This window comes from Pseudonocardia sp. ICBG1293 (assembly GCF_020131355.1).
GTDB lineage: Bacteria > Actinomycetota > Actinomycetes > Mycobacteriales > Pseudonocardiaceae > Pseudonocardia.
The window spans coordinates 291,058-314,463 of record NZ_JAHLEL010000054.1 but is presented as its reverse complement, the minus strand read 5'-3'; the positions used below and the strand labels follow the sequence as shown (position 1 = coordinate 314,463).

Below are 23,406 nucleotides of genomic sequence, written 5' to 3'. Positions count from 1 at the left end.
GTCGCCGCCCGGGTCATCGACGCCGGTCGGGGTGGTGCTGTGCGGACATGTCCCTCCGTCCCGTACGCGCACCCGGGGCGGGTGTGCGGAGGGGGACGGTAGGAACGTGCGGGGGGTGAGCGGGCCCGGTCGGGGAGAATGCTTCGCGATGGCGAAGCCGGTCAGCCCGGGACCTCCCAGGTGTGGACGGGCTCGTTGGCCGTCGAGTGCGCCAGGTAGCGCTCGAGCATCCCGCGCAGCGCGCTCATCCGGTCCGCGCCCCGTGCCTCCAGCGCGGCGACGGTGTCGATCTGCCACGACGACCCGGTCTGCCGGGTGACGCAGCGCCGCTCCAGCACCGTCAGGTAGCGGTCGCAGACCGCGCCGGAGACACCCCAGCGGGCCAGGCCCTCGTGGGCCAGCGGGAGCAGCTTGCGCAGCGCGAGCTCGTCGGGGAGCACCCAGCCGGTGCCGGGCCAGTACAGGGGGGCGTGCATGCCGTGCTTGGCCGCGGTCTGGAAGTTCTCCCGTGCCGCCTCGAACGACACCGAGCGCCAGAGCTGCTGGTCGGCCTCGACCAGGGTGCGCAGCAGGCCGTAGAAGAACAGCGCGTTGGCGACCATGTCGACGGTCGTCGGCCCCGCGGGGAGCACCCGGTTCTCGAGCCGGACGTGCGGGATGTCGCCGGTACTGTCGTAGATCGGCCGGTTCCACCGCCAGATGGTGCCGTTGTGCAGGGTCAGCTCGGGCAGGTCCGGGAAGCCCTTGTCGCGCATCTGCGTCGCCGGGTCGACGTCGGACGTCAGCGGCATCAGCGCCGGGAAGTAGCGGGCGTTCTCCGAGAACAGGTCGAGCACCGAGTCGATCCAGCGCTCGCCGAACCAGACCCGCGGCCGTACCCCCTGGTTGTGGAACTCGGGGGTCCGTACGTCGCAGGACTGCTCGAACAGCGGGATCCGGGTCTCCGACCACAGCTGCGACCCGAGCAGGAACGGCGAGTTCGACCCCAGCCCCAGCTGCACACCGGCCAGGCACTGCGCCGCGTTCCAGTACTTGCCGAAGTTGGCCGGCGACACCTGCAGGTGCAGCTGCATCGACGTGCAGGCGGCCTCGGGGATGATCGTGTCGAAGTCGGCGCTGACGCGTTCCTCGGGCGAGCAGCCTGCGATGTCGATCCGGATCGGCTCACCGCGCGCGTTGAGCATCTGGTCGTTGAGTGCCTGGTAGCGGTCCTCGGGGGAGATCGCCTCGGCGGTCATGTGCCCCGGGTCGAGCGTCGGCAGGATCCCGATCATGACGAGCTGGGTGCGCAGGTCCCCGGCCTTCGCCCCGGCGCCCGCGAGCAGGTCCAGCAGCCCGTGCTCCAGCTGACGCCACTGGTCGCCGGGCAGCGGGCGCGGCGGGAGGTTCAGCTCGAGGTTCCAGCGCCCGAGCTCGGTCTGCCACTCGCCGGAGTTGATCGTGTCCAGTACGTCGTTCCCGTTGAGCGACGGCGCCAGCTGCGAATCGACCAGGTTGAACTCGATCTCCACGCCGGTCATCGGCTCCGTGTCGGAGAACGGGTAGCTGCCGAGCAGGTCACCGAGAGTGTCCAGACAGCGCTGCACCTTGATCCGGTACCGCTGGCGGTCGCGCCGGCTGAACGTCGTCCGGTCGACCACCTGACCCATGCGCGAACCGACCTCCATCGAACGGGGAGCGCCTCCTCACCCGCTCGGCGGAGGACCGTGCGGGAGGGGGGCGGCACTACACCGTGTCATATCGCCGGACCGGGCGGTACCGGCTGACCGGGCGACCAGGCGCGGCGAACGGTCAGTGACGTGGGACGATCGGGCGTCGTGGCCATACTCACCACGGTCGAGCACCCCGACGACCCCCGCATCGACGACTTCCGGGACCTCACGACGGCCGATCGACGCCCCGATCGGCCCGGTGGGTGCGGACTCGTGATCGCGGAGGGTGTCGTCGTGGTGCGTCGCCTGCTCGACTCTCCGTATCCGGTGCGCTCCCTGCTGGGGGTGCCGCGGCGCATCGAGGAGCTCGCCGACGACCTGGCCGGCATCGACGTGCCCGCCTACGCGACCGACGCCGACACCATGGCCCGCGCGGTCGGGTTCCACCTGAACCGGGGGGTGCTCGCCGTCGCCGACCGGGCGCCCGCGCCGTCGCTCGACGACGTCCTGGCCCGCGCCCGCACGGTGGCGGTCTGCGAGGGGGTGGGGGACCACGAGAACCTGGGATCGCTGTTCCGCAACGCCGCCGCGCTCGGCGTCGACGCGATCCTGCTCGGCCCCGGCTGCTCGGACCCGCTCTACCGGCGCAGCGTCCGGGTCTCGATGGGGCACGTGCTGCGGGTCCCGTTCACCACGCTCGACGGCGCGTGGCCCGCCTCGCTGGACGCGGTGCGGGGGGCGGGCTTCACGGTCGCCGCCCTCACCCCCTCCGCCGACGCCGAACCGCTGGCCTCCGCGGGGCTCGGTGGCCGCAGGGTCGCCCTCCTGCTGGGCGCGGAGGGCCCCGGCCTCACCGACGAGGCACTGGCCGCCGCCGACCGCCGGGTCCGGATCCCGATGGCGAGCGGCGTGGACTCGCTCAACGTCGCCACGGCCGCCGCGGTCGCCTTCCACGCCGTCACCGGCGGGGGCTGATCACCCGCGGGGGCGCGGCCGGTGCCGGTCCGGGCAGGGTGCCGGACGGGCGCCTCAGCGCTGGCCGCGGACGCCGAGCAGTACCTCGTCCCACGACGGCATGACCGGCTTGCCCTTCTTCGTCCGCCGCGAGCCGGCGGTGGACGGACGGCGCGGGGCCGTGCCCTCGGTGTCCTGGGCCGGAGCGGGATCGGTCTCCTGCTCCGAACGGGTCGACGACGGCGTGGCCGTCGCCTCGCCGGCACCGGTCCGGTCGTCGGGTGCCCCGTTCTCCGAGGACACCGCCGGGGCGGCGCCGTCCGCGGTGGTCGGGGTCCCCGGCGTCGGGGCCCCGGTGGCCGGGGTCCGGGTGGCTGCGGTCTCCGCGGTCGGGCCGCCGGTGGCCGGGGTCGCGGTGGTGGTGTCCCGGGTGGCCGGTGCCGCCTCCGGGGCGGGGGACGGGGCGTCGGTCCGCGACGCGGTGGGCGCGGACGCGCCTGCCGGGGTCGTCGTGGCGTCGCCCGATCCGGGGTCGGTGGCGGCCGGGACCGGGGTGCTCGCGGCCGGAGCCGTCGGGGCCGGGACGGCCGGGCCCGCGCCGGCCGCGTCCCCGCCCGTGGGGACGGACGAGTCTCCTGCCGTCGCCGCGACGGCCGGGGTCGTCCCGGTAGCGGCGGCGCCGGCGTCGTCGGCGGGGACGTCGTCCGACGGGGTGCCGGCCGAGGGGCCACCCGCCGACGGGGTGCCCGTCGACGAGGTGCCGCCCGCAACGGCGTCGCCCGTGCCGGCCGCGGGGGCCGTCGCCGCGGCGGGAGCACTCGCGGAGGACGCGGCGGCCGGGACGGGCGAGGTCGGGTCGCCGGTCGGCGCGGTGTCGGTGCGCGCGGTGCCCGCGGCACCTGCGGTGTCGTCGGTGCGCGCGGTGTCGTCGGCGTCGTCGACCTGCTCCACGGGCCTCGGGGTCGCCGGCGCCGCGGCCGCGGCCCGGGTGTCGTCCGGGCGGGTGCTCACGGTGCGGCCGGTGTCGACGCGGGTCCGGGGCGGCGGCGGGCTCGCCCGGCGCTGCTCGGGTGCGATACCGCGCCCGGCCCAGGCCTCGGGCTGCTGACCACCGGCGGCCGCGACGGCGCGGGCGGGTGCCGCGCTCGTCGGCGGCGGGGTGGTCTGCTCGTCGTCGCGGGCCATGTCGACCACCGCGCCGAGCGGGCGCAGCGGACGGGCCGGCAGGCCCTCGACCAGGTCGGAGGCGTGCTCGTCGAGGGCGACCACGGTGCCGCCGTGCGCGCCCGGCTGGAACGCCCAGTGCGCGGCGTTGTCCGAGCGGCCGGTCTGCCAGGTCAGGACGACGACCCACTTGCCGTCCTCGCCCTTCCAGGAGTCCCAGCCCGCTCCGCCGTAGTCCTGGCCGCGCAGGCCGAAGGTGTGCGCGACGGTCTCACCGAGCGTGCGCGAGTCGGGGCCGTCGGCCCGCTGCGGGTGTGCGCTCTGGGCCAGCTCGGCGGTGCGGGACCGCTCGAGCAGGACGGGATAGGCGAAGCGCTCGATCTTCTGGGTCGGGACGCCGGCCGCGGCGGCGACCTCGTCGACCGACGCGCCGCCCCGGATGCGGGCCTGGATCTCCCGTGGGCGCAACTGGCTCTCCAACTCGATCGCGATCTGGCCGAGCCGGGTCACGTCACCCCGTGCCGCGGCCCGCAGCTGCTCGTCGGCCGGCACCGTGTAGCGCTCGCGACGCCCCGGGTCCTCGAGGACGACCGAGCCGTCCCCGGTCACCCCCACGACCCGCAACGCGCGCATCGACCTGACCTCCTGCTGTCGTCCCCGTCCGGGTGACGGTAGATGGCGGTGCGTCCGCGCCGGGTGAGGCGCGCCGGGCGAGTTCCTCCTGGTCGGCCACACCTACTCGCCCGGGGGACGACCGCGCCGTTCTCACTCACCGTGCGCAGCGTCGCACAGATTGTGATTCAGGAGGTAATTGGGGCCAGTGGTACTCGTGTGACTACAACGAGTTGCTATCGATCACGCAACGACAGCGCGTGGCGAGGCAACCCCCTGCACACGACGACGGCCGTCCCCGGGTGGGGACGGCCGTCGTGGTCGGGTGGCGGGGGTCAGGAGCCCAGGCGCTCCACGACCCAGTCGATGCAGGCCGTCAACGCCGAGACGTCCGAGGGCTCCACGGCCGGGAACATCCCGATCCGCAGCTGGTTGCGGCCCAGCTTGCGGTAGGGCTCGGTGTCCACGATCCCGTTCGCCCGCAGCGCCGTCGCCACCGCCGCGGAGTCGACCGCGTCGTCGAAGTCGATGGTGCCGACCACCTGGCTGCGGTGCGCCGGGTCGGTGACGAACGGCGTCGCGACGCTGCTCTTCTCCGCCCAGGAGTAGAGCCGCTCGGAGGAGTCGCGGGTGCGTGCGACGCAGCCCTCGAGCCCGCCGAGCGCGTTCATCCAGCGGACCTGGTCCTCGAGCAGGAACAGCGTCGCCAGCGACGGCGTGTTGTACGTCTGGTCCTTGCCGGAGTTGTCGACGGCGGTCGCCAGCGAGAGGAACGGCGGGATCCAGCGGTCCGACGCGGCCAGCTCGGCGACCCGCTCCAGCGCCGCCGGGCTCATGATCGCGAGGAACAGGCCGCCGTCGGAGGCGAAGCCCTTCTGCGGGGCGAAGTAGTAGACGTCGGACTGGGTGATGTCGACCGGCAGCCCGCCGGCGCCGGAGGTCGCGTCGATCAGGACGAGCTGGTCCCCGGTGGTGCCCGACGGGCGCACGACGGGCACCGAGACACCGGTCGAGGTCTCGTTGTGCGCCCACGCGATCACGTCGACCGACGGGTCGCTCACCGGCTCCGGCGCGCTGCCGGCGTCGGCCTTCACGACCACCGGGTCGGCCAGGAACGGCGCGCCGGTGGTGGTGTCGGCGAACTTCTGCGAGAACTCGCCGTAGGTCAGGTGCAGGGAGCGCTCGCGGACCAGGCCGAACGCGGCCGCGTCCCAGAAGGCGGTGGAGCCGCCGTTGCCGAGGACGACCTGGTAGCCGTCGGGCAGCGAGAACAGCTCGGCCAGGCCCGAGCGCACCCGTCCGACCAGCTCCTTCACCGGCTTCTGACGGTGCGAGGTGCCCATCAGGGAGTCGCCGGTCGCGGCGAGGGCGGACAGCTGCTCGGGGCGCACCTTGGACGGACCGCATCCGAAGCGGCCGTCCTGCGGCAGGAGATCGCCGGGGATCGTCAGATCGGCAGGAGAGGACACCGTCCCAGTGTCGCAGCAGCACCCGCGGCGACGTGCGCCGAGTGCCGCGCGGATCACCCCGTGGCGGGGGCCCGGTGCGCCCGCCGGTACGCCAGCGGCGCCATCCCGATCTCGGCGTGCAACCGCTGCCGCAGTGCCGCGGTGGTGCCGAACCCGGCGCGCGCCGCGACCTGCTCGACGGGCAGGTCGGTGGTCTCCAGCAGGCGTCGCACCAGCTCCAGGCGCCGCGCGGCCAGCCAGCGGGCGGGGCTGGTGCCGGTCTCGGCACGGAAACGACGGGTGAAGGTCCGCACGCTCATCGACGCCTGCGTCGCCAGCTCCTCGACCGCGAGCGGCCGGTCGAGCCGGTGCAGTGCCCACTGCCGGACGGCGTGGGTGTCCGGACCGCCGGGGTCGGGGACGTGCGAGGCGACGAACTGGGCCTGCCCGCCCTCGCGCCACGGCGCGACGACGTTGCGCCGCGCCGTCGCGGTGGCCACCGCGGCGCCGTGGTCGCGCCGGACCAGGTGCAGGCACAGGTCGATGCCCGCGGCCACGCCCGCCGAAGTGAGGACGTCGCCGTCGTCGACGAACAGCACGTCGGGGTCCAGCTCGACCCGCGGGTACAGCGCGCGGAAGGCGTCCACGTGTGCCCAGTGGGTGGTGGCGCGGCGGCCGTCGAGCACCCCCGCGGCGGCTAGGGTGAACGCCCCGGTGCAGATCGCGACGACCCGCGTCCCGCGGTCCACGGCCCGGCGCACCAGGCCGATGACGACCTCGCCCGGGTCGTCGGTGTTCGGGCCGCGCACGGCCGGCACGACCAGGGTGTCCGCGTGTTCCAGCACGTCGATCCCGTGCTCGGGCAGCACCCGGTACCCGGCGCTGGTGCGGACCGGGCCGCCGTCGACGGTGGCGACCCGCACGTCGTAGAGCGGGGTGCCGTCCGCCGTGGTCGTGGTGCCGAGGATCCGTTCGGGGATGCCCAGCTCGAAGGCGATCACCCCGTCGACGGCGAGTACCCCGACCCGGTGCATGGCCGAATTCTTGCACATGTCGTCCGTACGGCCACTGTTGCGCGTCGCAGCGCCCCCGCACGATGGCCCCATGACGACAGCGCCCACGACGGCGGACACACGAGCGCGCCGGGTGCACCCGGCCTGGTGGGCGGCGGGGGCGACGTTCCTCGCCCTGCTCGGCGCGGCCGGGTTCCGCTCGACACCGGGCGTGCTGGTGGAACCGCTGCACGCCGAGTTCGGGTGGGGGATCGGGTCGATCTCGTTCGCGCTCGCGGTCAACCTCGCCCTGTTCGGGGTCACCGCCCCGTTCGCGGCGGCGCTGATGGAGCGCTTCGGCGTGCGCCGCGTGGTCGCGACGGCACTGGTCATGGTGGCGCTCGGCGCGGGCGCGACCGTGTTCATGACGACGGTCTGGCAGCTCGTGCTGCTGTGGGGTGTCGTCGTCGGGCTGGGTACCGGGTCGATGGCGATGGCGCTGGTCGCGACCGTGGTGAACCGCTGGTTCGTGGCCCGCCGCGGCCTCGTGTCCGGGGTCCTGACCGCTGCCACCGCGACCGGGCAGCTGGTCTTCCTGCCGCTCGTCGCGGCCGTCGTCGAGTCCGGTGGGTGGCGCCCCGCGGCACTGATCACCGCGGGCGCGGCGCTGGTCGTGGTGCCGGTCGTGTGGGTGTTCCTGAAGGACCACCCCGCCGACGCCGGGGTGCTGCCCTACGGCGGCACCGAGGCCGACGTCGTCGCGCCGCAGCGCACCGGCGCCGCCCGGCTCGCCGTGCGGGCACTGACCGACGCCGCACGCACCGGCACGTTCTGGCTGCTCGTCGGTGGGTTCTTCATCTGCGGCGCGACGACGGCCGGGCTCGTCCAGTCCCACTTCGTGCCGGCCGCGCACGACCACGGCATGCCCGCGACGACGGCGGCCTCCCTGCTCGCCCTGGTCGGGATCTTCGACCTGCTCGGGACGATCTGCTCCGGCTGGCTGACCGACCGGGTCGACCCCCGGCTGCTGCTGGGCGCCTACTACGCGCTGCGCGGGGTGTCGTTGTTCCTGCTGCCGCCGTTGTTCGGGACCGACCTGAACGCCAGCATGCTCGCGTTCGTCGTGTTCTACGGCCTGGACTGGGTCGCCACCGTCCCACCGACGATGGCACTGGCCCGCGAGGCGTTCGGTGCCCGCTCGGCGGTGGTGTTCGGCTGGATCTTCGCCTCGCACCAGCTCGGGGCGGCGTTCGCGGCACTCGTCGCCGGGCTGGTCCGGGACGCGCTCGGCAGCTACGACCTGGCCTGGTACGGCGGCGCCGTCCTCTGTGTCGTCGCGGCCGGGCTGTCGGTGGCGATCCGGCGGACCCGGGTCCCCGCGCCTCTGCCCGCGGGCTGACACCGTCGGCGCGGGGCCGCCCCGTCCCGCGCCCGGTGCGGTACGGGGATCCCTCGTGGCGCTCCGGCCGGGAGACGGTCCCCCGTGGACACACCGGTGGGGGTCAGCGGGCGGCGACCGACTCCCAGCCCTCGACGTCGCGCGGCGTGCGCGGGCCCGGGCCGATGTACTGCGCGCTCGGCCGCACCAGCTTGCCCTCGCGCTTCTGCTCCAGCACGTGGGCCGACCAGCCCGCGGTCCGGGCCGAGGTGAACATCGCGGGCATCATGTGCGGCGGGACCTCGGCGAAGTCGAGGATCACCGCCGCCCAGAACTCGACGTTGGTCTCGATCGGCCGGTCCGGGCGCCGCTCGCGCAGGACGGCCAGCGCCGTGCGCTCCAGCTCGGCGGCCACCTCGTACCGCGGGGCGTTCAGCTCCCGGCAGGTGCGGCGCAGCACGCGGGCCCGCGGGTCCTCGGCCCGGTAGACCCGGTGCCCGAAGCCCATGAGCTTCTCCTTGCGGTCCAGCAGGCCCTTCACCAGCGCCTCGGGGTCACCGGTGCGCTCGACCTCCTCGATCATCGGGAGCACCCGGGCCGGGGCGCCACCGTGCAGCGGACCGGACATGGCCCCGATCGCGCCGGACAGCGACGCGGCCGCGTCGGCGCCGGTGGAGGCGATCACCCGGGCGGTGAAGGTGGAGGCGTTCATGCCGTGCTCGGCGGCGGACACCCAGTAGGCGTCGACGGCGGCGACGTGGCGCGGGTCGGGCTCGCCGCGCCAGCGGGTCATGAAGCGCTCGGTGATCGTCGAGCACTCGTCGATACGCTTCTGCGGGACCGCGGGCACACCGATGCCCCGCGCGGACTGGGCGACGTAGGACAGCGCCATCACCGAGGCGCGCGCCAGGTCGTCGCGGGCCTCGGCGTCGTCGATGTCGAGCAGGGGGCGGTAGCCCCAGTACGGGGCCAGCATCGCCAGCGCCGCCTGCACGTCGACCCGGACGTCACCGGTGTGCACCGGGATCGGGAACGGCTCCGCCGGCGGCAGGCTCTGCCCGAACCGGCCGTCGACCAGCAGCGCCCAGACGTCGCCGAAGGTCACGGTGCCGGCCAGGTCCTCCAGGTCCACGCCGCGGTAGCGCAGCGACCCGCCGTCCTTGTCCGGCTCGGCGATCTCGGTCCGGAAGGCGACGTGGCCCTCCAGACCGGAGGTGAAGCCGGGCGGGGGCGGGGGCACCTCGTGCCCGATCGTCTCGGTCACCGGGTCTCCTTCGGCTCGGATCGTCGCCGTCACCCTGCTCCCCGCGGGCGGGACGGGGCAACGCGACCCGGCGGTGGTGTCGATCACGAACCGGACACCCCGGTACGGACATCGGCCGCGACCACTCCGAACGGCGGGTGCGCACACCGCTCCGGCGCGCCTACGGTGCGGGACGCACGCACCTGCTCGGAAGGGGAACCGATGACCGACGCGCCCGCGCTCGAGAGGATGCGGACGGACTACTCGAGCCGCCCGCTCGACGTCGACGACCTCGCTCCGACCTGGCACGAACAGCTGGCCGCGTGGCTGGAGCAGGCCCGCGAGGCGGAGCTGACCGAGCCGAACGCGATGGTGCTCGCGACGTCGGACCCGGACGGGCTGCCGTCGGCGCGCACCGTCCTGTGCAAGGGCCTCGACACCGGCGGGATCGTCTTCTACACCAACTACACCTCGGCCAAGAGCCACGACCTGAACCGCACGCGCGTCGCCTCGGTGACCTTCCCCTGGTACGACCTGCAGCGTCAGGTGCACCTCGCCGGCCGGGTCGAGCGCTGCTCCGAGGCCCAGTCCGACGCCTACTGGGCGCTCCGCCCGCGTGGCTCGCAGCTGGGCGCGTGGGCGTCGGCGCAGTCGACGATCGTCGCCGGGCGCACCGTCCTCGACCAGGCGCTCGCCGGGGTGACCCGCCGCTTCGAGGGCGTCGAGGAGATCCCCCGCCCGCCGCACTGGGGCGGTTGGCGGATCGTGCCCTGGCAGGTCGAGTTCTGGCAGGGCCGGGCGGACCGGATGCACGACCGGCTGCGCTTCGAGGTCGGCCGCGACGACTCCTGGTCCGTGCGCCGGCTCGCCCCCTAGGGACATCCCGGAGGCGGGTCGTCGGGGGGCCCGTGTACACCTTGACGTCGTGAGCACGCGCAACGATCCCGGTGAGGGGCCGACGCAGCCCGTGCCGGGTGCGGAACGGGACAGCCCGACCCGCCCGGTCCCCTCCGCCGCCGACGGCGCCCCGACCGCCCGCACCCGCGTGTCGCGGATCACCGGTCCGCTGCGGTCGGCCTTCGCCGACACCACCCCCCTGCGCACGCCCGCGTACCGGCGGCTGTGGGTGGCCGGGATCGTCACGGTGATCGGCGCCCAGCTGTCGGTCGTCGCCGTGCCGATCCAGATCTTCCAGCTGACCGGGTCCTCGGCCTACGTGGGCCTGACCGGCCTGTTCGGCCTCGTCCCGCTGGTCGTGTTCGGGCTGTGGGGCGGCGCCGTCGCCGACGCGGTGGACCGCAGGGTGCTGCTGCTGTTCACCGGATCGGGCATCGCGCTGAGCTCGCTGGCGCTGTGGGTGGTCTCGGCTAGCGGCGCCGGGAACGTGTGGGTCGTACTGGTGCTGTTCGCCTTCCAGTCGGCGATGCTCGCGATGAACCAGCCCACCCGCAGCGCGGTCATCCCGAGGCTGCTGCCGGCCGAGCAGCTGCCCGCGGCGAACGCCTTGAACATGACGGTCGTGCAGGTCGGTGCGGTGCTCGGACCGCTGCTGGCCGGGGTGCTGATCCCGTTCATCGGGCTGTCCACGCTCTACCTGATCGACGCGATCTTCCTGCTGGCGACGCTGTGGGCGACCTGGCGGCTGCCCGCGCTGCCGAGTTCCGCACAGCGGGTGGACGGCGGGCGCCCGAAGGTGGGGCTGCGCTCGGTCGTCGACGGCTTCCGCTACGTCGGCACGCAGCGGATCCTGCTCGTCTCGTTCCTGGTCGACGTGATCGCGATGGGACTGGGCATGCCCCGCGTGCTGTTCCCGCAGATGGCGGTGGACACCTTCGGCGGGACGGCCGACGGCGGCGTCCAGCAGGGCCTGCTGTACGCCGCGATCCCGATCGGCATGGTCGCGGGCGGGGTGCTGTCGGGCTGGCTGCAGAAGGTGCGGCGCCAGGGCGTCGCGGTCGTGGTCGCGGTCTGCGTCTGGGGCGGCGGGGTCCTGGTGTTCGGCCTGACCGGGTCGCTGTTCCTCGCGGTGCTGGCGCTGGCCGTCGCCGGTGCCGGGGACCTGGTGAGCTCGGTGTGCCGGTCCTCGATGCTGCAGACCGTCGCCACCGACGAGATGCGCGGCCGGATGCAGGGCGTGTTCATCGTCGTCGTCGTCGCGGGCGGGCCCCGGCTGGCCGACATGTGGCACGGCTCGGCGGCCTCGCTGATCGGGCCCGGCGGCACCGCGACGCTCGGCGGGGCCGCGGTGATCGTCGGTGTGCTGCTGTGCGTGTGGCGGTTCCCGGAGTTCCTCCGGTACCGGGCACCCCGTGGGGAGGCGTGAGAATCGTCGCCGCGTTCTGCGGAATCGCCCCGGCGGGCTAGCGTGTGCCCGAGACCCGATTGATCCCCGCTGTGAGAGGGAACCTCCACATGTCCGACGAGACCGCCGCCAAGTCCGACACCGCCGTACTCCGGTATTCGGGCGGCGAGTTCGAGACCGCGGTGCACACCCCGACGGAGGGGTCGCAGGCCGTCGACGTCAGCAAGCTGCTCGGCAAGACCGGCCTGGTCACCTTCGACCCGGGCTTCACCAGCACCGCGGCCTGCTCCTCGGCGATCACCTACATCGACGGTGATGCCGGCATCCTCCGCTACCGCGGATACCCGATCGACCAGCTGGCTGGGAACTCCACGTTTCTCGAGGTCAGCTACCTGCTGATCTACGGCGAGCTGCCCACGCAGCAGCAGCTGGACGCGTTCACCAACCGGATCAGCCGGCACACCCTGCTCCACGAGGACCTCAAGCGGTTCTTCGAGGGCTTCCCGCGGGACGCGCACCCGATGCCGGTGCTCTCGTCGGCGGTCAGCGCGCTGTCGACCTTCTACCAGGACTCGCTCGACCCGCACGACGAGGAGGCGGTCGAGCTCTCCACCGTCCGGCTCATGGCGAAGGTCTTCACGATCGCCGCCTACGCCTACAAGAAGTCGGTCGGCCAGCCGTTCCTGTACCCGGACAACTCGCTGGGTCTGGTGGAGAACTTCCTGCGGATGACCTTCGGGTTCCCCGCCGAGCCGTACGAGCTGGACCCGGACATGGTCCGCGCGCTCGACACGCTGCTCATCCTGCACGCCGACCACGAGCAGAACTGCTCGACCTCGACCGTGCGGCTGGTCGGCTCCAGCCAGGCCAACCTGTTCGCCTCCATCTCCGCCGGCGTCAACGCGCTGTTCGGTCCGCTGCACGGCGGCGCCAACCAGGCGGTGCTGGAGATGCTGACCCGCATCAAGGACGTCGAGGGCGGCAACGTCGACGACTTCGTCAGCCGGGTCAAGAACAAGGAGCAGGGCGCGAAGCTGATGGGCTTCGGGCACCGGGTCTACAAGAACTACGACCCGCGCGCGAAGATCGTCAAGGAGCAGGCCGAGACGATCCTGAAGAAGCTCGGTGTCAACGACCCGCTGCTCGACATCGCCATGACGCTCGAGGAGAAGGCGCTGGCCGACGACTACTTCGTCGAGCGCAAGCTCTACCCGAACGTCGACTTCTACACCGGCGTTATCTACCGGGCGATGGGCTTCCCGGTGAAGATGTTCACCGTGCTGTTCGCGCTCGGCCGGCTGCCGGGCTGGATCGCGCACTGGCGCGAGATGATGAACGACCCGCAGAACAAGATCGGGCGCCCGCGCCAGCTCTACACCGGTTCCGCAGAGCGCCTCTACGTCCCGGTCGGCCAGCGCTGACCGGCAGGTCGGCCTCGCCGGCACCACCCGGCACCTGACCCACCGCACCGTCCCGCACCACCCCACCTGTGCACGAGCGGGCCGTTCGTACGAACCTTTCGTACGAACGGCCCGCTCGTGCGTCAGGGAGGGCGTGGGGGAGTCACGGAGGGGGGTGTCCCGGCGGGCGGGAGGGGAACGGACGGGGCCGTGGTTCGGCGGGCGGGGCGACGGCGGCGCCGCTAGCGTCGGTCGACATGCCGTCCAGCACCGCCGTCGTCTGGTTCCGTCGTGACCTCCGGGTGGCCGATCAGCCCACGTTCCTCGCCGCGGCCGACGCCGCCGACCGTGCGCTCGCGCTGTTCGTCCTGGACCCGGCACTGCTCAAGCCCTCCGGCGCCGCGCGGGCGAACTTCCTCTACGGCTGCCTGCGCGAGCTCGACGAGGCCCTCGGCGGGAAGCTGCTCGTGGTGAAGGGGGACCCGGCCGACGTGGTCCCGCGGATCGCGACGGCGGTCGGCGCGCAGACCGTGCACGTCGCCGCGGACTTCGGGCCCTACGGGCGTGAGCGCGACGAGCAGGTCGAGAAGGCGCTGTCCGACGACGGCGTGGAGCTCGTCCGCAGCGGCTCGCCGTACGCCGTCGCACCGGGGCGGGTCGAGAAGGGCGGTGGTGGGTCGTTCAAGGTGTTCACCCCGTTCAGCCGCGCCTGGGCCGACCACGGCTGGCGCGCCCCGGCCGACACCGACGCGAGCACCTGCACCTGGATGGACCCGTCGGACAAGGACGGCGGCCCGCGCGCCGTCGCGATCCCCGACGACGGCGCGGTCGAGGCCGAGCTGCCCGAGGCGGGGGAGTCCGCGGCACTGGCCCGCTGGAAGGACTTCCTCGACGAGGGCGTCGAGGACTACGAGTCCGACCGCGACCTGCCGGCCAAGCGCGGTACCTCGGGCATGTCGCCGTACCTGAAGTACGGCTGCGTCCACCCGCGCACGCTGCTGGCGGACCTGTCCGGGCGCAGGGGCGACTCGGTGAAGACCTACCGCACCGAGATCGCCTGGCGGGAGTTCTACGCTGACGTGCTGTACCGGCGCCCGGACTCCGCGCGGCAGAACTACGACCAGGGCTTCGACCATCTCCCGCTGCGCACGGGGACCGACGCCGACGCCGACTTCGAGCGGTGGTGCGAGGGCCGGACGGGCTTCCCGATCGTCGACGCCGGGATGCGCCAGCTGCGCGGCGAGGCCTGGATGCACAACCGGGTGCGGATGATCGTCGCGTCGTTCCTGGTCAAGGACCTGCACATCCCGTGGTGGCGGGGCGCGCGGCACTTCATGTCCCTGCTCGTGGACGGCGACCTGGCCTCCAACCAGCACGGGTGGCAGTGGACGGCCGGGTCGGGGACGGACGCGTCGCCGTACTTCCGGGTCTTCAACCCGATCACCCAGGGCGAGCGCTTCGACCCCGACGGGGACTACGTGCGCCGCTGGGTGCCCGAGCTCGCCGAGGTCGAGGGCAAGGCGGTCCACCAGCCCTGGAAGCTGCGCGACGGCATCCCGGAGGGGTACCCGGAGCCGATGGTCGACCACAAGGCCGAGCGGCAGGACGCGCTGGCCCGCTACGACCGGGTCAAGGCCGCCCGCTCCTGAGCGCGTCCCGCCAGCGGACCCGCGCCCCGGTGCGCAGCACCGAGTTGCGGTAGACGCGCGCCGCGAGCACCACCATCCCGGCCAGGGCGAGCAGCGCCAGTGCGAACGCGACGACCGGCTCCCACCAGGCGGCGACGCCCAGCGCGGTGCGGGCCGGCATGAGCGTCTGCGACAGGTACGGCACGAACGACAGGACCGTGGTCACCGGGTTGCGCGGGTCCACCGGCAGGACGGCGACGGTGAGTACGAACGGGACGAGCAGCACGACCGCGATCGGGGCGGTGACCGACTGCAGCTCCTCCTGGCGGGACACCAGCGCGCCCGCCGCCGCGTACAGCGTCGCGAACAGGAAGAAACCGACCAGGTACCAGACCAGTGCCGACACCAGCGTCGGCAGCAGCAGTGCCGGGACGGCCAGCACGCCGGTACCCACCGCGACCGCCGCGCCCACGCCGCCCAGGATCAGGAGCTGCAGCAGGCCGACCAGGCCGAGCCCGAGCACCTTCCCGGCGAGCAGCGCCCGCGCCGGGATGGTCGCGAGCAGCAGCTCGACCACCCGCCCGGCCTTCTCGTCGACCACCCCCTGTGCGACGGCCGCACCGTAGGCGGTGACCGAGAAGAACAGCAGGAACGTCACGACGAACGCGGTACCGATCCGCTGGCCCAGCTCGGTGTCGACCGGTTCGAGGGTGCGCACCCCCACCCCGGACAGCGTGCTGACCCGGTCCGGATCGGCACCCACGGCGAGCAGCGACTCCCGCACCGCCTGCTGTTCGACGACGTCGGTGACCATCGACCGCAGCCCCGGGGCGACGTCGTCGAGGCCGACGAGCTGGTAGGTCCCCGGTGCGCCGGTCAGCATCGCGTCGGCCTCGCCGGAGCGGACCATCGACTCCGCGGTCGACCGGTTCCCGGCCTCGGTGAGCGCCAGCGCGGTGCCCAGCCGGTCGGCCGTGCCCTGCAGCTCGCCGCGCAGCTCGCGGGCCGGCCCGTCCAGCACCAGCGATGCCGAGGAGCTCTGCGACCCGGCGAACACGATCACCGCGCCGTACCCGCCGAAGACCAGCAGCATCAGCAGGATCCCGACGACGAACGTCCGCGACCGCAGCTGCGTGGTGATCTCCCGGCGGGCGACGAGCACCACCGTCCTCATACGGTCTGCCCCCGGCCCGGGGTGGTGCGGTCGCGCACGACGTCGCGGTACAGCTCGGTCAGCGGCGGCCGGTACGGGCCGAAGGCGTGCACCGGACCGGCGGCGAGCGCGGCCGCGAGCAGGGTCTGGTCGTCGGTGCCCGGCGCCAGCTCGAGGCGGGTCCGGGTGCCGTCGACGCCGAGGACCCGCACCCCGGGGAGGTCGTCGGCCCAGCCCGGGGGCGGGCCGGTCACGTCGTAGCGGTCCGTGGCGCCGGCCCGCAGCCCGTCGACGGTGCCGACCGCCACCATCCGGCCCGCGGAGATGATCCCGACCCGGTCGCAGAGCCGTTCCACCAGCTCCAGCTGGTGCGAGGAGAACACCACCGGCACCCCGGCGGCGGCCCGCTCGCGCAGCACCGCTCCCAACGTGTCGACGGCCGCCGGGTCCAGCCCGGAGAACGGCTCGTCGAGTACCAGCAGGTCGGGGTCGTGCACGAGCGCGGCGCACAGCTGCACCCGCTGCTGGATGCCCAGCGAGAGCTTCTGCACCTCGTCGCCACGACGGTCGGCGAGCCCGACCCGGTCGGTCCAGGTCGCGGCCGCGGCGAGCGCGGTGGAGCGGCGGAGACCGTGCAGCCGGGCCAGGTAGACGAGCTGCTCGGCGACCCGCATCCGCGGGTACAGACCGCGTTCCTCGGGCAGGTAGCCGATCCGGCGGCGTTCCGCCGGGCCGAGCGGGGCGCCCTTCCAGGTGACCTCACCGGCGTCGGCGTCGAGGCCGCCGAGCACGATCCGCATCGTCGTGGTCTTGCCCGCCCCGTTGCCGCCGACGAAGCCGAACACCTCACCCGGGGCGACCGTGAAACTCACCCCGTCCAGCGCGGTGGCGGGGCCGAACCGCTTGGCGAGGCCGTCGATCGCCAGCACCCGGGCGACGCTACACGGGACGGGCGTCGCACACCGGTATCGATCACCGTGGGTGGGTGGCAGCCCCCCTTTCCGCTCTGTAGGCTCCGCACACCGCAATGGTGCTGGGATATGTCGATCGTGTAACGAAATGCGCTTCCGGTAGCGGTTTACGCATTGCGTGAGTGGGGGTCCTCGAATGTCATCGGTTCCGGCGAGTGCTGGTCAACAGAGCGGCGAGAACGAAGTGGAGCCCTCCGTCCTGCGGAGGGCGGTCGCGGCGTCGGCGATCGGGAACGCCACCGAATGGTTCGACTACGGCATCTACGCCTACCTGACCGTCGAACTGACGAACGCGTTCTTCCCGGGCGAACTGGGCTACCTGGGAACGCTGCTCGGCTTCGCGATCTCCTTCGTCCTGCGGCCGCTCGGCGGCTTCGTCTGGGGGCCGCTCGGGGACCGCATCGGCAGGCAGAAGGTCCTGTCGATGACGATCATCCTGATGGGCGTCGCGACGTTCCTGATCGGCGTCATCCCGTCCTACGAGACGATCGGCTGGGCAGCCCCGGCGCTGCTGTTCCTGCTGCGGATCATCCAGGGCTTCTCCACCGGCGGTGAGTACGGCGGCGCCGCGACGTTCATGGCGGAGTACGCCCCGGACAAGAAGCGCGGGTTCTGGGGCAGCTTCCTGGAGTTCGGCACCCTGGCCGGCTTCACGCTCGCGGTGCTGGTCGTCTTCGGCCTGGAGACCGCGATCGGCGAGCAGGCCATGCTCGACTACGGCTGGCGCATCCCGTTCATGATCGCCCTGCCGCTGGCGATGATCGGCCTCTACATCCGGACCAAGCTCGAGGACACCCCGGTGTTCCGCGACCTGGAGGCCGCCGGCGAGTCGGAGTCCGCCGCGACCGGCGCGCTCAAGGACCTTCTCGTCCGCTACTGGCAGCCGATCCTCGCGCTGTTCGGCCTGGTCATCGCGCTGAACGTCATCAACTACACGCTGCTGACCTACATGCCGACCTACCTGCAGACGACGCTGTCGATGGACTCGGCGAGCGCCGACACCGTCGCCGTCGTCGGCCAGGTCGTGATGATGCTGCTGATCCCGTTCGCCGGTGCGCTGTCGGACCGGATCGGGCGCAAACCCTGTTGGTGGATCTCGTTGGTCGGCATCTTCGTGCTGGCGATCCCGATGTACATGCTGATGGCGCAGAGCCTGCCGCTGGCGATCCTCGGCTTCACCGTGCTCGGCCTGATCTACCTGCTCCAGCTCGGGACGATCTCCGCAACGTTCCCGGCGATGTTCCCGACCCACGTCCGGTTCGCCGGCATGGCGATCTCCTACAACGTGGCGACGGCGGCGTTCGGCGGTACGGCACCGCTGATCAACGAGGCGGCCATCGAGGGCACCGGCGACGTCCTGTTCCCGGCCTACTACATGATGGGCGCGTGCGTGGTCGGCATGATCGCGCTCTACTTCGTGATCGAGACGAAGGGCGCGTCGATCTCCGGCCGGGAGATCCCGGGGCTCGCCGAGCACCGCGCCCGGCAGGCCGCGAAGACCGGGTCCTGACCGCCTCGCACGGACCGACCGGGCCCGTCCCCTCCGGGGGACGGGCCCGGCCCGCGTTCAGCGGCCAGCCCACCCCCGCGCCAGCGGCACGTGCCCGTCCCGCGCCGCCGTCCACACCCACGCCCAGCAGACGGCCCCGTCCTCGACGACCACCCGCACCCGGGTGTACTCCGGCCCCTCGTAGGCGTCGAGTTCCGCCAGCGCGGACACCGGGTCGGCCAGCTCCACGACCCAGCCGGGCACACCGTCACCGCTGTCCAGGGTGAGCGCCGGGTAGTCGTGCCCGGTGTCGGCGATCCCGCCGCCGGGCAGCACCACCGGCTGCGGCAGCACCCCCGACGCGTGTGCGCGCAGCATCCCGAACGCCCGCTGTCCGGGCATCAGCGAGCCGTAGACGAACACCCGGGCGGGCCACTGTTCCGGGACCGGCACGCCGTCGTCGGTGTCGGCGTCGAGGCCGTCCGGCCCGGGCTCACCGAGCAGGGTGGTCGCCCCGGCCTGGCCGACCTCGGCGCACCGCACCGGGGCGCCGTCGACGAGCAGCGGACGCCGGTCGGTGCGGGCGTCCCCGGTCGGGGTGCCCGGGGCGAGGTAGGCCCACGGCCGGTCCAGCACCCCGGTGCCGTTGCGCAGGGAGACGGTCCCGGTCGCGACGCGGGCGAGCCGGTAGCGGGGAGGGTCGGCGTCGCGGCCCTCGACGGCGTCGAGCGCGGCGAACTGCTCCGGCGCGACCAGCCACACGGCGTGCTCCTCGACCGCTCCGTCGAGCGCGGCGAGGGTGGCCGGACGCTGGTCGTCGACGACCCGGCGGCCGGCCGCCCACACCGCGGCCAGGCCCTCGGTGCGCACCCGCAGCACGACGACCGGCCCGGTCAGCCCGCGGGCCCCGCGCATCCAGGAGATCTTCGACGGGCAGGCGTTGGAGCCGTAGGCCAGCAGCGGCACCCGCCCGGCCAGGCGCGGGGCGCCCGGTGCGGCGAGCACGTCGTCGAGGCAGCGGCCGTCGACGCGCCATCCCGACGGCGCCGACGGGTCGGCGGTCAGCGGGTGGGTGCGGCCGTCGGTGTGCAGGAACGAGCACGACGGCCGGGCGCCCGGGTAGGGGTCCGCGGGGAACGCGGTGTCCGGCCACGGTGCGGTGATGTCCGTTCCCGTCATGGGCACGCACCGTAGATCAACGACCCGGGGCCGGCGGCGCGCGCCCGGGGATCGGCGTCGCAGCAGTGCCGTCGCCAGGGGGAACAGCACCGGGACCGACAGCGCCGACGTCACGACAGCGCGCCGACGGCGCCGCAGAGCAGGGACGCCGACGGGCCTCAGCCCGCGCGCCGGCGCCTGCCCTGCGCGACGGCCCGGCGCAGCAACCCCGCGGTCAGCAGCATCAGCCCCAGCACCGCCAGCGCGGACAGCACCACCCGCAGCCACGGCGATGTCGCATCGGGCAGCAGCATCGCGACGACGAACACCCCGGCCATCGAGCTGCTCAGCAGGATCATCACCAGCAGCGGGGGCGGCGTGCCCTCCGGGAAGGAGAACGTGCGGACGATCCGGCTGCGGCGACCCACGCCGCGCAGGTTACCGGGCCACCCCCGCCCCCTCCGGCGTCGCGATGCCGTAGCCACGGATCTTGCGGTAGATCGTCGCCCGGCTCATGCCCAGCCGCCGCGCCGCCTCGGCCTTGTTGCCGTCGGCGTCGAGCAGCGCGTCGACGATGGCGTCGCACTCGATCGACTCGAGCGGGGTCAGTACCCGGCGGGCGAGCACCCGGGTCTCCGGGGGCAGGTCCTCCAGGCGGATCACCCCGGTCCGGCGGCGGCTGACGACCTTGCGCAACACCTGGTAGAGCTGCTCGACGTTGCCCGGCCACCGGTGCCGCATGAGCACCCGCAGGGCCTCCGGCGCGCACGTCAGGTCGGCACCGCGGGTGAGCCGGGCGAGCAGGTAGGGCACCAGCTCGGCGACGTCCTCCACGTGGTGGCGCAGCGGCGGGACCTCGATGGTCCGCGGGAAGCAGTCCAGCAGCGACGCGAGCTCGGGGGAGTCGGTCGTTCATCATCACCAGGTCGTCGCCGACGGCGAGCACCGCCGAGTCGCCCGCACGCTGGACCGCGGTCAGGTAGTCGTGCAGCAGCGTCAGCTCGTGCCGCCCGGACGCGGCGAGCAGCGCCTCCTCGATGCGGCGGGCGGTGGTCGCGGCGGTGGCGACCATCAGCGCGTTCGCCTCGCGGCGCCAGCAGGTCAGGTCGATGACGCCGCGGATCTTGCCCGTCACCGGGTGCCGGATCGGGGCGCCGGCACAGGCCAGGTCCTCCAGGTGCTCGACGAAGTGCTCGTGCCCGAACACCTCGGTCGGTCGCCTGCCCTCCAGCGCGGTCCCGATGCCGTTGGTGCCGACGTGCTGCTCGGCGTAGGAGAAGCCGGGGACGAGCCACACCCGGTCCAGGTGCTGGCGCAGCGCGGAGTCCCCGGTCCGGCGGTCGAGGACGACCCCGTCGGAGTCGCAGAGGATCAGGCTGACCGGCTCGGTGGCGAACTGGTCGCACAGCTCGGCGACGATCGGCGTCGCCGCCCGTACCAGCGGGCTGTCGGTCTCGCGGCCGACCTCGGGCAGGTCGATGGAGTCGGGTGCGACGTCGCTGTCCCGGGACCGGATCCAGGACGCCAGGATCGGCGGGCGGACGGCGTCCTCGCGCAACTGCTCGTGGTGCAGGAACGCGTCGCGGGCGGCCGCGATCCGTTCCGCCGCGGCGGTGGTGGTGGTCCTGGTCGCGGGTGTGGGCGCCGAGCCGGTGGCGGGAAGGTCCCGTCCGTCCCCGGTGTGTCGCGGGCCCGGCGTCGCCCGGCCCGCCCGGGTGGCGCCCTGCGCGCCGTCGGGCAGGGGTCTCACACACGGCCTCCTCGCCTGTGTCGAGCTCGGAACACGACCACCGGGGATCCGCGTGCGACAGCGGTGACCTGCCCGGATCCCGTGGTCACGGCGACGGTACGCGCCGTGAGAGCAAGATCACCACAGGTGAGCGGCCGGAAGAGTCTCATATTGAGACCTCGAATGCCCGTCGGACCATGTGTGATTCGCAGCACGGAGGAGGACGGCGCCGGTGCTGCGGCATCCACCCGCGGCGCCGGGCGTCCCACCTCCGCGTTCGACCACGACATCGGGCTACCCGCGCTCGCCCGCTGATCCGACCACAACCCACCACCGTGAGGAGACGACGTGAGTCGGCAGAGTTTGGCGAAGGCTCACCAGAAGATCCAGGAGCTGTCCTGGGAGCCGCAGTACCACGAGCCGTACATGAAGTACGGAACCGACTACACCTTCAAGAAGGCGGCGAAGAAGGACCCGCTCAAGCAGGTCCTGCGCTCGTACTTCCCGATGGAGGAGGAGAAGGACCACCGCGTCTACGGCGCCCAGGATGGTGCCATCCGCGGCAACATGTTCCGGCAGGTGCAGGAGCGCTGGCTGGAGTGGCAGAAGCTCTTCCTGTCGATCATCCCGTTGCCGGAGATCTCGGCGGCGCGCTCGATGCCGATGCTGTTCCACGTGGTTCCGAACCCGGAGCTGCACAACGGCCAGGCGATCCAGATGATCGACGAGGTTCGGCACAGCACGATCCAGCAGAACCTCAAGCGGCTGTACATGAACAACTACATCGACCCGGCGGGCTTCAACAACTCGCTGCGGAACTTCCAGTCGGACTACTGCGGCACGATCGGCCGCCAGTTCGCCGAGGGGTTCATCACCGGTGACGCCATCACCGCCGCGTCGATCTACCTGACCATCGTCGCGGAGACCGCGTTCACGAACACCCTGTTCGTGGCGATGCCGGCGGAGGCCGCCGCGAACGGCGACTACCTGCTGCCGACGGTGTTCCACTCGGTGCAGTCCGACGAGTCGCGGCACATCTCCAACGGCTACGCCACGCTGCTGATGGCGCTGTCGGACGAGGACAACCGCCAGCTGCTCGAGCGCGACCTGCGCTACGCCTGGTGGAACAACCACCGCGTGGTCGACGCCGCGATCGGCACGTTCATCGAGTACGGCACCAAGGACCGGCGCAAGGACCGTGAGTCCTACGCCGAGATGTGGCGCCGCTGGATCTACGACGACTACTACCGCAGCTACCTGCTGCCGCTCGAGAAGTACGGCCTGGTGATCCCGCACGACCTGGTCGAGGAGTCCTGGAACCAGATCTGGAACAAGGGCTACGTCCACGAGGTCGCGCAGTTCTTCGCCACCGGCTGGTGCGCGAACTACTGGCGCATCGACGGCATGACCGACACCGACTTCGAGTGGTTCGAGTACAAGTACCCGGGCTGGTACGACCGGTACGGCAAGTGGTGGGAGAACTACAACCGCCTCGCCAAGCCGAACGGTCACCACGCCGTCGTGGCCGAGGACGTCGACTACGTGTACCCGCACCGCTGCTGGACCTGCATGGTCCCGTGCCTGGTGCGCGAGGACATGGTCGTCGACAAGGTGGACGGCCAGTGGCGCACCTACTGCCACGAGGTCTGCCGCTGGACCGACGCCGAGGCCTTCCGGCCCGTGTACCAGGGGCGCGAGACCCCGAACATGGGCAAGCTCGTGGGGCACCGCGAGTGGGAGACGCTCTACCACGGCTGGAACTGGGCCGACGTCATCCAGGACATGGGCTTCGTCCGCGACGACGGCAAGACCCTCACCGCTCAGCCGCACCTCGATCTCGACCCGAAGAAGATGTGGACGCTGGACCACATGCGGCGCATGCCGCACCTGGCCAGCCCCAACGTCATCCTCAACGAGATGAGCGACGCCGAGCGCGAGGCGTTCGTGGCGGACTACAACCGCCAGGGGCCGGGAGGCCGGCCCGCGCCCACCGACGCCTGAGCGCGGGTCAGGCGAGGGGAGGGGGTTCCCGTCACGCCATGACGGGTCCCCCTCCCCGCGGCCCGGCCGGGGGGTCGTCTTCCCCGGCCGGGTCACCCCGGGACCCCCGCCCGCACGGGCGGGGCCCGGGGA

At 72.9% G+C, this 23,406-nt stretch carries 19 protein-coding genes and 1 pseudogene; 9 read left to right on the top strand and 11 right to left on the bottom strand.

Going from position 1 to position 23,406, the window contains the following annotated elements; translation table 11 throughout:
• Nucleotides 1-161: 161 nt before the first annotated feature.
• Nucleotides 162-1,649 (bottom strand): glutamate--cysteine ligase, encoded by a 1,488-nt coding sequence (locus KPF47_RS32245; RefSeq protein ID WP_224392530.1) that lies wholly within the window; start codon nucleotides 1,647-1,649, stop codon nucleotides 162-164.
• Between the two features lie 168 nt (nucleotides 1,650-1,817).
• Between KPF47_RS32245 and KPF47_RS32240 the strand changes: the two genes are divergently transcribed.
• Nucleotides 1,818-2,627, top strand: coding sequence for an RNA methyltransferase (locus KPF47_RS32240; RefSeq protein ID WP_224392619.1), 810 nt, complete (start codon nucleotides 1,818-1,820; stop codon nucleotides 2,625-2,627).
• A 54-nt stretch (nucleotides 2,628-2,681) separates the two neighbouring features.
• Here the strand turns inward: KPF47_RS32240 and sepH are convergent, their stop codons facing one another.
• The 3 genes from sepH to KPF47_RS32225 all read right to left on the bottom strand — a co-directional run bounded on the left by sepH (nucleotide 2,682) and on the right by KPF47_RS32225 (nucleotide 6,864).
• Nucleotides 2,682-4,403, bottom strand: coding sequence for a septation protein SepH (sepH, locus tag KPF47_RS39360; RefSeq protein ID WP_255661148.1), 1,722 nt, complete (start codon nucleotides 4,401-4,403; stop codon nucleotides 2,682-2,684).
• A gap of 314 nt (nucleotides 4,404-4,717) precedes the next feature.
• Nucleotides 4,718-5,851, bottom strand: coding sequence for a phosphoserine transaminase (gene serC / locus KPF47_RS32230; protein ID WP_224392529.1), 1,134 nt, complete (start codon nucleotides 5,849-5,851; stop codon nucleotides 4,718-4,720).
• 53 nt (nucleotides 5,852-5,904) lie between these two features.
• Nucleotides 5,905-6,864 carry a GlxA family transcriptional regulator gene (locus KPF47_RS32225; protein ID WP_224392528.1) on the bottom strand — a complete coding sequence of 320 codons (960 nt, stop codon included), beginning with the start codon at nucleotides 6,862-6,864 and terminating at the stop codon, nucleotides 5,905-5,907.
• A gap of 70 nt (nucleotides 6,865-6,934) precedes the next feature.
• Here KPF47_RS32225 and KPF47_RS32220 point away from each other — a divergent pair, with 70 nt between their 5' ends.
• Entirely contained in the window at nucleotides 6,935-8,221 is a 1,287-nt protein-coding gene (locus KPF47_RS32220) for an MFS transporter (RefSeq protein ID WP_224392527.1), read from the top strand.
• 103 nt (nucleotides 8,222-8,324) lie between these two features.
• Here KPF47_RS32220 and KPF47_RS32215 read toward each other — a convergent pair whose 3' ends face one another.
• Complete coding sequence (locus KPF47_RS32215; protein WP_224392526.1) at nucleotides 8,325-9,464, bottom strand: citrate synthase 2; 1,140 nt, start codon at nucleotides 9,462-9,464, stop codon at nucleotides 8,325-8,327.
• 201 nt (nucleotides 9,465-9,665) lie between these two features.
• Here KPF47_RS32215 and pdxH point away from each other — a divergent pair, with 201 nt between their 5' ends.
• From pdxH to KPF47_RS32195, 4 genes are all read left to right on the top strand, one after another.
• Complete coding sequence (gene pdxH / locus KPF47_RS32210; RefSeq protein ID WP_224392525.1) at nucleotides 9,666-10,319, top strand: pyridoxamine 5'-phosphate oxidase; 654 nt, start codon at nucleotides 9,666-9,668, stop codon at nucleotides 10,317-10,319.
• A 49-nt stretch (nucleotides 10,320-10,368) separates the two neighbouring features.
• Nucleotides 10,369-11,766, top strand: a complete 1,398-nt coding sequence (locus KPF47_RS32205; RefSeq protein ID WP_224392524.1) for an MFS transporter — start codon at nucleotides 10,369-10,371, stop codon at nucleotides 11,764-11,766.
• An 89-nt stretch (nucleotides 11,767-11,855) separates the two neighbouring features.
• Nucleotides 11,856-13,166, top strand: coding sequence for a citrate synthase (locus tag KPF47_RS32200; RefSeq protein ID WP_224392523.1), 1,311 nt, complete (start codon nucleotides 11,856-11,858; stop codon nucleotides 13,164-13,166).
• Nucleotides 13,167-13,402: 236 nt separating this feature from the next.
• Nucleotides 13,403-14,794 carry a deoxyribodipyrimidine photo-lyase gene (locus KPF47_RS32195; RefSeq protein ID WP_224392522.1) on the top strand — a complete coding sequence of 464 codons (1,392 nt, stop codon included), beginning with the start codon at nucleotides 13,403-13,405 and terminating at the stop codon, nucleotides 14,792-14,794.
• On the opposite strand, the gene KPF47_RS32190 is transcribed toward KPF47_RS32195, so the two are convergent.
• Both KPF47_RS32190 and KPF47_RS32185 read right to left on the bottom strand, forming a co-directional pair.
• On the bottom strand, nucleotides 14,775-15,935 hold the full coding sequence (locus KPF47_RS32190) for an ABC transporter permease (RefSeq protein ID WP_224392521.1): 1,161 nt from the start codon (nucleotides 15,933-15,935) through the stop codon (nucleotides 14,775-14,777). The two genes, KPF47_RS32195 and KPF47_RS32190, sit on opposite strands and share 20 nt — an antisense overlap.
• Nucleotides 15,936-15,943: 8 nt before the next feature.
• Nucleotides 15,944-16,855 (bottom strand): ABC transporter ATP-binding protein, encoded by a 912-nt coding sequence (locus tag KPF47_RS32185; protein WP_224392520.1) that lies wholly within the window; start codon nucleotides 16,853-16,855, stop codon nucleotides 15,944-15,946.
• A 226-nt stretch (nucleotides 16,856-17,081) separates the two neighbouring features.
• Here KPF47_RS32185 and KPF47_RS32180 point away from each other — a divergent pair, with 226 nt between their 5' ends.
• On the top strand, nucleotides 17,082-18,407 hold the full coding sequence (locus KPF47_RS32180; protein ID WP_224392519.1) for an MFS transporter: 1,326 nt from the start codon (nucleotides 17,082-17,084) through the stop codon (nucleotides 18,405-18,407).
• 57 nt (nucleotides 18,408-18,464) lie between these two features.
• On the opposite strand, the gene KPF47_RS32175 is transcribed toward KPF47_RS32180, so the two are convergent.
• From KPF47_RS32175 to KPF47_RS40570, 4 genes and pseudogenes are all read right to left on the bottom strand, one after another.
• Nucleotides 18,465-19,565, bottom strand: coding sequence for a gamma-glutamylcyclotransferase (locus tag KPF47_RS32175; protein WP_224392518.1), 1,101 nt, complete (start codon nucleotides 19,563-19,565; stop codon nucleotides 18,465-18,467).
• Between the two features lie 158 nt (nucleotides 19,566-19,723).
• Nucleotides 19,724-19,972: a hypothetical protein gene (locus KPF47_RS32170; protein WP_224392517.1), complete on the bottom strand. Its 249-nt coding sequence runs from the start codon at nucleotides 19,970-19,972 to the stop codon at nucleotides 19,724-19,726.
• Between the two features lie 10 nt (nucleotides 19,973-19,982).
• Nucleotides 19,983-20,378: a helix-turn-helix domain-containing protein gene (locus tag KPF47_RS32165; RefSeq protein WP_224392516.1), complete on the bottom strand. Its 396-nt coding sequence runs from the start codon at nucleotides 20,376-20,378 to the stop codon at nucleotides 19,983-19,985.
• A 268-nt stretch (nucleotides 20,379-20,646) separates the two neighbouring features.
• Nucleotides 20,647-20,952, bottom strand: a pseudogene (locus KPF47_RS40570) (GAF domain-containing protein); the annotation flags it as partial.
• Here KPF47_RS40570 and KPF47_RS40565 point away from each other — a divergent pair.
• Both KPF47_RS40565 and KPF47_RS32150 read left to right on the top strand, forming a co-directional pair.
• On the top strand, nucleotides 20,933-21,361 hold the full coding sequence (locus tag KPF47_RS40565) for a hypothetical protein (protein WP_224392515.1): 429 nt from the start codon (nucleotides 20,933-20,935) through the stop codon (nucleotides 21,359-21,361). The pseudogene KPF47_RS40570 and the gene KPF47_RS40565 sit on opposite strands and share 20 nt — an antisense overlap.
• Nucleotides 21,362-21,636: 275 nt before the next feature.
• Complete coding sequence (locus KPF47_RS32150; protein ID WP_224392618.1) at nucleotides 21,637-23,274, top strand: methane monooxygenase; 1,638 nt, start codon at nucleotides 21,637-21,639, stop codon at nucleotides 23,272-23,274.
• Nucleotides 23,275-23,406 lie beyond the last annotated feature (132 nt).